Source organism: Actinocrinis sp. (assembly GCF_035653575.1).
Taxonomy (GTDB): Bacteria; Actinomycetota; Actinomycetes; order Streptomycetales; family Catenulisporaceae; genus Actinocrinis.
The window spans coordinates 17,915-29,507 of the sequence record NZ_DASRBQ010000055.1; the positions used below are offsets into that span (position 1 = coordinate 17,915).

9 protein-coding genes and 1 rRNA gene are annotated in these 11,593 nt (G+C 69.8%); 1 reads left to right on the forward strand and 9 read right to left on the reverse strand.

The annotated features are described in order from the left end of the window. Positions 1–12: 12 nt before the first annotated feature. The 8 genes from pyrF to pyrR are packed head-to-tail and all read right to left on the reverse strand — an operon-like array spanning position 13 to position 9,957. Positions 13–849 carry an orotidine-5'-phosphate decarboxylase gene (pyrF, locus tag VFA06_RS07665; RefSeq protein WP_324839736.1) on the reverse strand — a complete coding sequence of 279 codons (837 nt, stop codon included), beginning with the start codon at positions 847–849 and terminating at the stop codon, positions 13–15. Next, a complete protein-coding gene (locus tag VFA06_RS07670) occupies positions 846–2,021 on the reverse strand; it encodes a quinone-dependent dihydroorotate dehydrogenase (protein ID WP_324839737.1) in 1,176 nt (391 codons plus the stop codon). The genes pyrF and VFA06_RS07670 overlap by 4 nt, the downstream gene beginning before the upstream one ends. After that, complete coding sequence (gene carB / locus VFA06_RS07675) at positions 2,021–5,386, reverse strand: carbamoyl-phosphate synthase large subunit (protein ID WP_324839738.1); 3,366 nt, start codon at positions 5,384–5,386, stop codon at positions 2,021–2,023. The genes VFA06_RS07670 and carB overlap by 1 nt, the downstream gene beginning before the upstream one ends. Further along, positions 5,386–6,549 carry a glutamine-hydrolyzing carbamoyl-phosphate synthase small subunit gene (gene carA, locus VFA06_RS07680; protein ID WP_324839739.1) on the reverse strand — a complete coding sequence of 388 codons (1,164 nt, stop codon included), beginning with the start codon at positions 6,547–6,549 and terminating at the stop codon, positions 5,386–5,388. Before carA ends, carB begins: the two co-directional genes overlap by 1 nt. Further along, positions 6,546–7,121, reverse strand: a complete 576-nt coding sequence (locus VFA06_RS07685; protein WP_324839740.1) for a hypothetical protein — start codon at positions 7,119–7,121, stop codon at positions 6,546–6,548. The genes carA and VFA06_RS07685 overlap by 4 nt, the downstream gene beginning before the upstream one ends. Before the next feature lie 8 nt (positions 7,122–7,129). Next, on the reverse strand, positions 7,130–8,416 hold the full coding sequence (locus tag VFA06_RS07690) for a dihydroorotase (RefSeq protein ID WP_324839741.1): 1,287 nt from the start codon (positions 8,414–8,416) through the stop codon (positions 7,130–7,132). Further along, positions 8,413–9,372: an aspartate carbamoyltransferase catalytic subunit gene (locus tag VFA06_RS07695; protein ID WP_324839742.1), complete on the reverse strand. Its 960-nt coding sequence runs from the start codon at positions 9,370–9,372 to the stop codon at positions 8,413–8,415. The genes VFA06_RS07690 and VFA06_RS07695 overlap by 4 nt, the downstream gene beginning before the upstream one ends. A gap of 3 nt (positions 9,373–9,375) precedes the next feature. Beyond that, positions 9,376–9,957 (reverse strand): bifunctional pyr operon transcriptional regulator/uracil phosphoribosyltransferase PyrR, encoded by a 582-nt coding sequence (gene pyrR, locus VFA06_RS07700; RefSeq protein WP_324839743.1) that lies wholly within the window; start codon positions 9,955–9,957, stop codon positions 9,376–9,378. Between the two features lie 492 nt (positions 9,958–10,449). Between pyrR and VFA06_RS07705 the strand changes: the two genes are divergently transcribed. Beyond that, complete coding sequence (locus VFA06_RS07705; protein WP_324839744.1) at positions 10,450–10,998, forward strand: transcriptional regulator; 549 nt, start codon at positions 10,450–10,452, stop codon at positions 10,996–10,998. Positions 10,999–11,267: 269 nt separating this feature from the next. Here the strand turns inward: VFA06_RS07705 and rrf are convergent. Next, positions 11,268–11,384: ribosomal RNA gene (gene rrf / locus VFA06_RS07710) — 5S ribosomal RNA — on the reverse strand. Between the last annotated feature and the right edge of the window lie 209 nt (positions 11,385–11,593).

Here is an 11,593-nt window from a genome sequence, read left to right on the forward strand (position 1 = left end):
AAACCGTGTCCCTTAGTACGCCAACGCTGCACGGCAAGCATCGATGGACCGCGCCGCGGCCTCGCGAAGGCCGGCGACATCGGGTCCATGGCGTAACAGTTCGCGCGACATCGCCGGGACGACGTTGTGCAGGGCGTCGCCGAAGAGCCCACGCAGATCCTCGGGCGTCGCGCCCTGCGCGCCGAGGCCCGGGGCGAGGATCGGCCCGTTCAGCGCGGAAAGATCGAACGGCACCTCGGCGAGGGTCGCGCCCACCACCGCGCCGATCGGGCCCATCGGTTCGAGCCCTGCGTTACGCGCCGCCGCGCCTTCCAGGATCGCCGCGCCGACGGTCTTGCCGTCCGCGGTCAGCGCGCGCTGGACCGCGCCGCCCTCCGGGTTCGAGGTGAAGGCGAGCACGAATACGCCGGCGCCGTGCTTCTCTGCGGTCGCGTACAGCGGTTCGAGCGAGCCGTAGCCGAGATAGGGCGAGGCGGTCAGCGCGTCGGCGAACAGTGGCGCGGCCGAGTCGAGGTACGCCTGGGCGTAGGCCTCCACGGTCGAGCCGATGTCGCCGCGCTTGGCGTCCAGGATGACTAGCGCACCCGCCGACCGCGCGTCGGCGATCGTGCGCTCCAGGACGGCGATGCCGCGCGAGCCGAAGCGCTCGAAGAAGGCGGACTGCGGCTTGAGTACCGCGACGCGGTCGGCGTACGCCTCGACGACCGTGGCCGCGAAGCGTTCCAGGCCGGCCACGTCGTCGGTCAGGCCCCAGGAGGTCAGCAGGGAGCTGTGCGGGTCGATGCCGGCGCATAGCGGGCCGCGGGTGTCGAGTGCGGCGCGCAGCCGGGCTCCGAACGGGGCGGTCATCGGGTCGCGTTCTCCTCTCGGCGGCCTGGGCCGCCCGGGTGATTTCGCTCGGTCGCGGGCGAGGGCGCGTCGCGCCGGCGCGGGCCTGGCTGGATCCATCCGCTGTAGCTCAGGCCGCGATGAATGCGGGCGGCCCAGAACGGTCCCGCATAGATGAATCCGGTGTAGCCCTGAAGCAGCGTGGCGCCGGCCGCCAGCCGCTCGGCGGCGTCCTGCGCCGTCGTGATTCCGCCGACGCCGATGATTGTCATCTCGTCGCCGACGCGCGCGCGCAGCCGCCGCAGTACCTCAAGTGCGCGTTCCCGCAGCACCGGGCCGGAAAGCCCGCCGGCGCCGAACGCCTCGACTTCGGAGGAAGGCGTAGCCAGGCCGTCGCGGCGGATCGTGGTGTTCGTCGCCACGATGCCGTCGAGGCCGATCTCGACGGCCAGGTCGGCGACCGCGTCGATGTCCTGGTCGGCGAGGTCGGGGGCGATTTTGACCAACAAGGGCACGTGTCGGCCGGCCGCCTCGTCCGCCGCCGCGCGCACGGCCAGCAGCAGCGGTCGCAGGACGCTGACGGCCTGCAGGTCGCGCAGCCCGGGGGTGTTGGGCGAGGAGACGTTGACGACGAGGTAGTCGGCCAGCGGGGCGAGCAGCCGAGCCGAGGTCTCGTAGTCGGCGATCGCCTCGGCCTCCGGCACCACCTTGCTCTTGCCGAGGTTGACGCCGACGATCGGCGATCCGACGCCCCGGGTCCGGCCCTTGCGCCGCTGCCGCTCCCGCCAGCGCGTCAGCCGGGCCGACACCGCCTCGGCCCCGTCGTTGTTGAAGCCCATCCGGTTCACCAGCGCCCGGTCCCGGGGCAACCGGAACAGGCGCGGCGCCGGGTTGCCCGGCTGGGGCCGCGCGGTGACCGTGCCGACCTCGACGAAGGCGAAGCCGAGCGCCGCGAGCCCGTCGATGCCGACCGCGTTCTTGTCGAAACCGGCCGCTAGGCCGAACGGCCCCGGAAAGTGCAGGCCGAGGGCGCGTACGGACAAGGCCGGATCGCGCGGGCCGCAGCAGGACCGCAAGACCCGCGCCGCGCCCGGCACTGCCGTGGCGGCCCGGATCGCGCCGAAACCGAGGCGGTGGGCGCGTTCCGGGTCCATCCGCCGGAAGACGGCTGCGAACAGGAGCCGGTAGAGCATCAACTCACCGCGCTGGGCACGGAGGCCGCGTCCGACGCCGCGACCTCGGCAGCGGTCTGGAGTCCGCCGGCCTCGGCCCTCGACGCGTTGATCCGCGCCGCGTACTCCTGAAGCGACCCGACGCCCACGTCTCCGCGGCGCAGTGCCTCGATGCCGAGCACGGCGGCGCCAAGGGCCTGAATCGTCGTGATGCAGGGCTTGCCCATCGAGACCGCGGCGGTGCGGATCTCGTAACCGTCCAGCCGCGGCCCGACGCCGTGCGGGGTGTTGATGATCAGGTCGACATCGCCGTCCATGATCCGCTGGACGATCGTCGGCTCGCCGTTCGGACCGGTTCCCTGGGAGTGCTTGCGGACCACGGTCGCGGTCACGCCGTTGCGGCGCAGCACTTCCGCGGTGCCCTCGGTGGCCAGGATCTCGAAGCCGAGGTCGGACAGCGCCTTGACCGGGAACACCATCGAGCGCTTGTCCCGGTTCGCGACCGAGACGAACACCCGCCCGCCGATCGGCAGCGAGCCGTAGGCGCCGGTCTGCGACTTGGCGAAGGCGGTGCCGAAGTCGGCGTCGATGCCCATGACCTCGCCGGTGGACTTCATCTCCGGACCGAGCAGCACGTCCACGCCGCGACCGTCCGGCATCCGGAACCGCGACCACGGCATCACGGCCTCCTTGACCGCGATCGGCGCGTCGAGCGGCAGCGCGCCGCCGTCGCCCTCGGCCGGGAGCAGCCCTTCGGCGCGCAGTTCGGCGATGGTGGCGCCGAGGCTGACCCGGGCCGCGGCCTTGGCCAGCGGCACGGCGGTGGCCTTGGACACGAACGGCACGGTGCGCGAGGCGCGCGGGTTGGCCTCCAGCACGTAGAGGATGTCCCCGGCCAGCGCGAACTGGATGTTGATCAGGCCCCTGACGCCGACGCCCTTGGCGATCGCCTCGGTGGAGGCGCGCAGCCGCTTGATGTCGTGCGAGCCGAGGGTGATCGGGGGCAGCGCGCAGGCCGAGTCGCCGGAGTGGATCCCGGCCTCCTCGATGTGCTCCATGACCCCGCCGAGGTACAGCTCGGTGCCGTCGTAGAGCGCGTCCACGTCGATCTCGATCGCGTCGTCCAGGAACCGGTCGACCAGCACCGGGTGCTCGGAGACCAGGCCGGCGTGCCGCTCCAGATACTCGGCGAGCGAGGCCGAGTCGTACACGATCTCCATGCCGCGGCCACCGAGCACATACGAGGGCCGCACCAGCACCGGGTAGCCGATCTCGTCGGCGATCGCGCTGGCCTCGGGGAAGGAGAAGGCGGTGCCGTGCTTGGGCGCCGGCAGTCCGGCCTGTTCGAGGACCCGTCCGAACGCGCCGCGCTCCTCCGCCAGGTGGATCGCCTCGGGGCTGGTGCCCACGATCGGCACGCCGGCGTTCTTGAGCCGCTGCGCCAGGCCCAGCGGGGTCTGCCCGCCGAGCTGCACGAGCACGCCGGCCAGCGGACCGGCCTGGCTCTCGGCGTGTACGACCTCGAGGACGTCCTCCAGGGTCAGCGGCTCGAAGTAGAGCCGGTCGGAGGTGTCGTAGTCGGTGGAGACGGTCTCCGGGTTGCAGTTGACCATCACGGTCTCGTAGCCGGCCTCGCGCAGCGCGAAGGAGGCGTGCACGCAGGAGTAGTCGAACTCGACGCCCTGCCCGATCCGGTTCGGCCCGGAGCCGAGGATGATGACCGCGGGCTTGGCGCGCGGCGCGACCTCGCTCTCCTCGTCGTAGGAGGAGTAGTGGTACGGGGTGCTGGCGGCGAACTCGGCCGCGCAGGTGTCCACGGTCTTGTACACCGGCCGCACGCCGAGCGCGTGCCGCACCGCGCGAACCACCGGCTCTTCCAGCGAGCGGATCTGCGCGATCTGCGCGTCGGAGAAGCCGTAGCGCTTGACCCGGCGCAGCAGGCCGGGCGTCAGCTCGGGCGCGGCGGCCAGCTCGCGGGCCAGCTCCTCGATCAGCGCGAGCTGGTCGAGGAACCAGGGGTCGATGCCGGTGACCTCGTGCGCCTCCTCCACGCTCGCCCCGGCCCGCAGCGCGGCCATCACCGCGTTGACCCGGCCATCGGTCGGAATCGAGGCCTGCTCGAGCAGCGCGGCCTTGTCGCCGGGCTCGCCGCCGAAGTCGAACTGCGCGTCCTTCTTCTCCAGCGAGCGCAGCGCCTTCTGCATCGCCTCGGGGAAGTTTCGGCCGATCGCCATCGCCTCGCCGACCGACTTCATCGTGGTGGTCAGCCGGGCGTCGGCGTTCGGGAACTTCTCGAAGGCGAAGCGCGGCACCTTGACCACGACGTAGTCGAGCGTGGGCTCGAACGACGCGGGGGTCTGCTTGGTGATGTCGTTCGGGATCTCGTCGAGCGTGTAGCCGACGGCCAGCTTCGCGGCGATCTTCGCGATCGGGAAGCCGGTGGCCTTCGAGGCCAGCGCCGAGGAGCGGGAGACGCGCGGGTTCATCTCGATGACGATGATCCGGCCGTCGTCCGGGTTGACCGCGAACTGGATGTTGCAGCCGCCGGTGTCCACGCCGACCGCGCGGATGATGGCGATGCCGAGGTCGCGCAGCCGCTGGTATTCGCGGTCGGTGAGCGTCATGGCGGGCGCGACGGTGATCGAGTCGCCGGTGTGCACGCCCATCGGGTCGAAGTTCTCGATCGAGCAGACCACCACGACGTTGTCGTTGCGGTCCCGCATGAGCTCGAGTTCGAATTCCTTCCAGCCGAGGATCGACTCTTCCAGCAGCACTTCGGTGGTCGGCGACAGCTGGAGGCCGGTGCCGGCGATGCGGCGCAGTTCCTCCTCGTCGTGCGCGAAGCCGGAGCCCGCGCCACCCATCGTGAAGGAGGGCCGCACGACGACCGGGTAGCCGCCAAGGGTCTCGACCCCGGCCAGGCAGTCCTCCATCGAGTGGCAGATGACCGAGCGCGCGGACTCGCCGCCGATCGAGTCGACGATCCGCTTGAACCGGTCGCGGTCCTCGCCGGCCTGGATGGCCTCGATCTTCGCGCCGATCAGCTCGACGCCGTACTTCTCCAGCACCCCGGCCTCGGCGAGCGCGACCGCGGTGTTCAGCGCGGTCTGGCCGCCGAGGGTGGGCAGCAGGGCGTCGGGCCGCTCCTTGGCGATGATCTTCTCGACGTACTCGGGCGTGATCGGCTCGACGTACGTGGCGTCGGCGAACTCCGGGTCGGTCATGATCGTGGCCGGGTTCGAGTTGACCAGGATCACCCGCAGGCCCTCGGCCTTGAGCACGCGGCAGGCCTGGGTGCCTGAGTAGTCGAACTCGCAGGCCTGGCCGATGACGATCGGTCCGGAGCCGATCACCAGGACCGAACTGAGGTCGTTGCGCTTCGGCATCAGGCCCCACCCTCCGCTGACTCGTTCACGGCCGGTGCGCCGTCCTTCTCGCCCTGCATCAATTCCACGAACCGATCGAACAGGTACGCGGCGTCGTGCGGCCCTGCCGCCGCCTCGGGGTGGTACTGCACCGAGAACGCGGGCACGTCCAGGCAGCGCAGGCCTTCCACGACCCCGTCGTTCAGGCACACGTGGCTGACCTCTACGCGTCCGAACGGTGTGTCAGATACGCGGTCCAGCGGTGCGTCCACCGCGAAGCCGTGGTTGTGCGCGGTGACCTCGACCTTGCCGGTGAGGCGGTCCTGCACCGGCTGGTTGATGCCGCGGTGCCCGTACTTGAGCTTGTAGGTGCCGAAGCCGAGCGCGCGGCCGAGCATCTGGTTGCCGAAGCAGATCCCGAAGACCGGCACGCGGCGCTCCAGCAGCCCGCGGGCCAACTCCACCGCGGCGTCCGCGGCAGCCGGGTCGCCGGGACCGTTGGAGAAGAACACCCCGTCAGGTTCCAGCGCCAGAAGCTCCGGCAGCGAGATCCCGGCGGGCACGACGTGCGTCTCGATGCCGCGCTCGGCCATCCGATGCGGGGTCATCGACTTGATGCCGAGGTCGACCGCCGCGACCCGGAAGCGCCGCTCCCCGATCGCCGGTACGACGTACGTCTCGGCCGTGGTCACGTCCCCGACCAGGTTCGCGCCCTTCATCTCGGGGCTCTCCAGGACCTGCGTGAGCAGCGCCCCGGTGTCCTGCTCGGCGGCCTCGCCGGAGAAGATCCCGACCCGCATCGCGCCGCGCTCGCGCAGATGCCGGGTCAGCGCGCGGGTGTCGATGCCGCTGATGCCGACGACGCCCTGCGCGGCCAATTCGTCGTCGAGCGAGCGCACAGCGCGCCAGTTCGACACCCGCCGCGCCGGATCCCGCACGACGTAACCGCTCACCCAGATGCGCGACGATTCCGGATCTTCGTCGTTCACGCCCGTGTTGCCGATGTGCGGGGCCGTCATCACCACGACCTGGCCCCGGTACGAGGGGTCGGTCAGCGTCTCCTGGTAGCCCGTCATCCCGGTCGCGAACACGGCCTCCCCGAAGGTCGCGCCGATCGCGCCGTAGGCCTCGCCGCGGAAGGTGCGGCCGTCTTCGAGCACCAGGACGGCGTCCGTGGCGGTCATCCCTTCGTCCTTTCCGTCAGCAGGGCGTCCACCCCGTCGATCAAACGCGCCCGGTCACTCTTGGCGCGCGGCTGGAAGCCGGTGTCCAGCACCCGCTCGCCCAGCCGCCAGGTCAGCACGATCAGGCCCTCGCCGCCGGTCACCTTCCCGGCGATGCCAGGCGCCGTCTGCACCGACTCCACGTCCTCCGCCGGCACGAACACGTCGGGGGCCGCCTCACGCTCGAACAGCACGCCGGACTTGCCGACGCGCACCCACGCGTTGCTGCGCACGCCAAGGCCGTGTACCGCGATCCGGTCCAGCCAATCGCCGTGTGTCGTGGTCGATGCGTAGACACCTTCGACCGCGTCACCGAGGTCGCTGCCCTCCGGTGCGGTCGAAGGGGGAACCGGTAGGTCCGCCTGGCGCGCGGCACGGTTCTTCCAGCCGCGCCACATCAGCCAGTACACGCCGCTGAGCACCGCGAGAACGAGCAGGGTGAGCAGGATGCGCCCGCCCCAGTGCGTTACCGGTGCGCTGTGCTGCCCGGCCGCGGCGGCGGCAACCGCACGCACCATCGCAGCAGTCGTCATCGCCGCGCTCACCGTTCCACCACCCGTCCGTCCAGTACCGTCGCCGATCCGTGCAGCAGCGTCGCCACGACCGCACCCGGCAGCTTCATCCCCGCGTAAGGAGTGTTGCGCGAGAGCGATTGCAGCGCGCCCGGCTCGATCACCCGCGAGGCCGCGGGGTCGACCAGCACCAGGTTCGCGGGAGCGCCCGCCTCGAACGGCCGGCCGTGCTCGGCCAATCCGCCGATCCGGGCCGGCCGCACGGACATACGGTCCGCTACGCCTGCCCAGTCCAGCAAACCCGTTTCCACCATGGTGCGCTGGACCACTGACAAAGCCGTTTCCAGGCCGAGCATCCCCATGGCCGCGACGGCCCACTCGCAGTCCTTGGCCTCGACCGGATGCGGCGCGTGGTCGGTCGCGACGGCGTCGATCGTGCCGTCCGCCAGCCCGGCGCGCACCGCCTCGACGTCGGCGGCCGAGCGCAGCGGCGGATTGACCTTGTAGATCGGGTCGTAGCCGTGGATCAGATCCTCGGTCAGCAGCAGGTGATGCGGCGTCACCTCGGCGGTCACCGGGTAGCCGCGCGCCTTGGCCCACCGGACGATCTCGACGGATCCGGCGGTCGACAGGTGGCAGATGTGCAGCCGCGATCCGGTGTGCGCGGCGAGCAGCACGTCTCGCGCGATGATCGCCTCCTCGGCGACCGCCGGCCAGCCTTGCAGGCCGAGCACGCCCGAGAGCTCGCCCTCGTTCATCTGCGCGCCCTCGGTCAGCCGTGGCTCCTGGGCGTGCTGCGCGACGACGCCGCCGAACGCCTTTACGTATTCGAGCGCCCTACGCATCAAGGCCGCGTCCGAGACGCAGTGTCCGTCGTCGGAGAAGACGCGCACACGCGCCGCCGAGTCGGCCATCGCACCGAGCTCGGCGAGCCGCTCGCCCTTCAAGCCGACCGTGACCGCACCCACCGGTCTCACGTCGCAGTACCCGGCCTCACGCCCGAGCCGCCAGACCTGCTCGACCACGCCCGCCGTGTCCGCTACCGGATCGGTGTTCGCCATCGCGTGCACAGCGGTGAATCCACCGGCCGCAGCTGCCCGCGTGCCCGTGAGTACCGTCTCGGCGTCTTCACGACCCGGCTCGCGCAGGTGTGTGTGCAGGTCCACCAGACCAGGAAGCGCAATCAGTCCTGCCGCGTCGACAACCTGCGCACCGCGTACCGCATCCTCCGCGTATACGCCGTCGCTGACGTATAGGTCGCCAGCCTCTCCCCCAAGCAGTTGCGCGCCCTTGATCACATAACTCGTGCCGCTCACCGCGCCGAGCCTTCCTCTTCGTTCCCAATCGCGGACTCAGCGCCGCCGAGCAGCAGGTAAAGCACGGCCATCCGCACCGAGACGCCGTTCGCGACCTGCTCGGTGATCGTCGAACGCACGGAATCGGCGACTTCCGCCGAGATCTCCAAGCCGCGGTTCATCGGCCCGGGGTGCATGACGACGGCGTGCTCGGGCAGCATCGCCATCCGCGCGGCCTGCAAGCCGTAGCGCCTGCTGTATTCGCGCTCGGTGGGGAAGAACGCCTGGTTCATCCGCTCCCGCTGGACGCGCAGCATCATCACCGCGTCACACTTCGGAAGTACCGGATCCAGCTCATATGAATAGGCGCAGGGCCAGCTCTCCACTCCATGCGGCAGCAGCGTCGGCGGCCCCACGAGCGTGACCTCTGCGCCAAGGGTCGAGAGCAGGTGCACGTTCGAGCGTGCGACTCGGCTGTGCAGCACATCGCCGACGATCGCTACGTGCCGTCCCGCGACCGATCCCAGCCGCTGTCGCAAGGTGTACGCGTCGAGCAGCGCCTGGGTGGGGTGCTCGTGCGTCCCGTCACCCGCGTTCACCACGGAGCTATGAATCCAACCGGCGTTCGCCAACCGGTGGGCTCCGCCGGACGCCCAGTGCCGCACGACTACCGCGTCGGCGCCCATGGCCTCCAGCGTCAGCGCGGTGTCCTTGAGCGATTCGCCCTTCGACACGCTCGAGCCTTTGGCGGAGAAGTTGATGACGTCCGCGCTCAGTCGCTTTGCCGCGGTCTCGAAGGAGATCCGGGTTCGCGTCGAGTCCTCGAAGAACAGGTTGACCACGGTGCGGCCGCGCAGCGTCGGCAGCTTCTTGATCGCTCGGCCCGCGATGGTCGAGAGCTCCTGCGCCGTGTCGAGGATCAGGTTCGCGTCATCGACCGTCAGATCGGCGGTCGAGAGCAGGTGCCGCTTTCCCATCGTTCACTCCCCCTTGATCCCGAGCAGCACGCAGTCGCGCCCGTCCGTCTCACTGAGGTGCACTTCGACTGCTTCGCGCAGCGAGGTGGGCAGGTTCTTGCCCACGTAGTCGGCGCGGATCGGCAGTTCGCGGTGCCCGCGGTCCACCAGTACGGCCAGCTGGATCGCGCGCGGCCGACCCAAGTCGTTCAACGCGTCCAGCGCCGCGCGTACCGTGCGCCCGGAGAACAGCACGTCATCCACCAGAATCACGAGCCGACCGTCGATTCCCCCGGACGGAATCTCGGTTCGGCCCAATGCCCGGGCCGGCTTCAGCCGCAGATCGTCGCGGTACATGGTCACGTCGAGGGAGCCGAGCGGGATCGAGCGGCCTTCGAAGCGGGTGATCAGCTCGCCGAGCCGCCGGCAGAGGACCGCGCCGCGGGTGGGAATGCCGAGCAGGACGGCATCTTCGGCACCGCCGGTTCGTTCGAGGATCTCGTGCGCTATGCGGGTCAATGCGCGATCGATGGCGGGGGCGTCGAGAACGGCCCGCGCGACAGTCGGATCGAGGCTCGAGGAACGGGCGCCGGACTGCATGGTCATGCCGAAGCAGACCTCCTTCCCTGTCTCACCGGACAGGACTTAAAGGACGGCCAGAATCGATCGCAGCGCGATCACCACAACCCTATCAGGCGCGGTTGCGTCAACACTTCGTCAAAGGCTCTTACCGATTCCGCCAAGCCGACCGAAAGATCGTTAAACCTCGGCGACGATCACCGCGTGAGCCTGGCCCGGCGCCTGAGCAGCCGGTGCGCCTCGGCCAGCGCTCCCCGATGTAGATCGTCGCAGAATATGACATAGGGTGGGAGGCATTGACAGTTCGGTTATCCGGTGAACGAGTGCCTTGACGGGTGCAGGTTACTCTGCGTAACATCACTCAGGGTCGCCGCCACGGACGACCGAACCCGGTTGGCACTTGGATGACCAGGGCGAACTGCCGGTACTCGCGTGCCGATGCGCAGTCAGGCGAACTGAATCCGGTCCCGCCCGGTTGCCGACTGTCACGACCGACGCAGTCTTTGATGGGGAGAGCATATGTCCACTGAGTACGCTAAGGCCCTGGGTGCGCGGCTACGCGCGATCCGCACCCAGCAGGGGTTGTCGCTGCACGGGGTCGAGCAGAAGTCCCAGGGACGCTGGAAGGCTGTGGTCGTCGGTTCGTACGAGCGCGGCGACCGTGCGGTCACCGTGCAGCGCCTGGCCGAGTTGGCGCATTTCTACGGCGTCCCGGTGCACGAGCTGCTGCCGGGCGGCACGCCGAACGCCGCGGCGGAGCTTCCGCCGAAGCTGATCCTCAACCTGGAGGTTCTGCAGAACCTCGGCGAGGACAAGGCGGCGCCGCTGATGCGTTACGTCGCGGCGATTCAGAGCCAGCGTGGCGACTACAACGGTCGTGTGCTGTCGATTCGCCAGGACGACCTTCGCACGCTCTCGGTTATTTTCGACCTTCAGCCTTCGGTGCTGGTCGACCAGCTGATCGAGTGGGGTGTCCTGGACGCGGATGCCCGTCGCGCGATCGATTTCGAGGGTGACTTCTCGGATGAGGGCGACATCGAGGACGACGAGGAGTTGGAAGAGGAGTAAAGCCGCTACCAGCCGGGCCCGGTGGCGGGTCCGGAGGGTCCGGAGTTATTCGTCGAAGAGGGTCGTGTGCCGGTGACGCCGGCACACGACCCTCTTGCCGTTCCTGCGTCGCTGGGCGCCTTCACCTTCGCGCCGGCCCAAAGCTCGCGTCGTCAGCGCCGCGATGTCGCAATGCCGCAATGCCGCAATGCATCGTCTGTTTAGCGCTTATCGCTATAACGCAGTTAGGCCCCGCCCGATCACTCGGGCGGGGCCTAGCTGTACGGGTTGTGCGGCGGTGTCCTGCTCTCCCGCCGGGTCTCCCCGGCAGTACCCTCGGCGCTGGCGGGCTTAGCTTCCGGGTTCGGAATGGGTCCGGGCGTTTCCCCGCCGCCATGGCCGCCGCAACACTCTCAGTCCCCCGCAACGACCCACCCGCCGCGTGACCCGCGGGGGTGGTGGCGTGGTTGAGGGCCTGTGAACCGGGTAGTGGATGCGAGTCTCGTCGTGGTGCGCTGGATCACGTCGTGCTTGTTGGGGTGGGGTAAGTCCTCGGCCTATTAGTACCCGTCCACTAAGCCCGTTACCGGGCGTGCATGCCGGGCCTATCAACCCC

What these genes read in the sequence shown, in the direction of transcription:
- pyrF (WP_324839736.1), bottom strand. Translation starts at nt 849, where the DNA reads ATGACCGCCCCGTTCGGAGCCCGGCTGCGCGCCGCACTCGACACCCGC.
- carB (WP_324839738.1), bottom strand. Translation starts at nt 5,386, where the DNA reads ATGCCGAAGCGCAACGACCTCAGTTCGGTCCTGGTGATCGGCTCCGGA.
- VFA06_RS07695 (WP_324839742.1), bottom strand. Translation starts at nt 9,372, where the DNA reads ATGGGAAAGCGGCACCTGCTCTCGACCGCCGATCTGACGGTCGATGAC.
- VFA06_RS07705 (WP_324839744.1), top strand. Translation starts at nt 10,450, where the DNA reads ATGTCCACTGAGTACGCTAAGGCCCTGGGTGCGCGGCTACGCGCGATC.
- VFA06_RS07670 (WP_324839737.1), bottom strand. Translation starts at nt 2,021, where the DNA reads ATGCTCTACCGGCTCCTGTTCGCAGCCGTCTTCCGGCGGATGGACCCG.
- carA (WP_324839739.1), bottom strand. Translation starts at nt 6,549, where the DNA reads ATGACCGCCACGGACGCCGTCCTGGTGCTCGAAGACGGCCGCACCTTC.
- VFA06_RS07685 (WP_324839740.1), bottom strand. Translation starts at nt 7,121, where the DNA reads ATGACGACTGCTGCGATGGTGCGTGCGGTTGCCGCCGCCGCGGCCGGG.
- pyrR (WP_324839743.1), bottom strand. Translation starts at nt 9,957, where the DNA reads ATGACCATGCAGTCCGGCGCCCGTTCCTCGAGCCTCGATCCGACTGTC.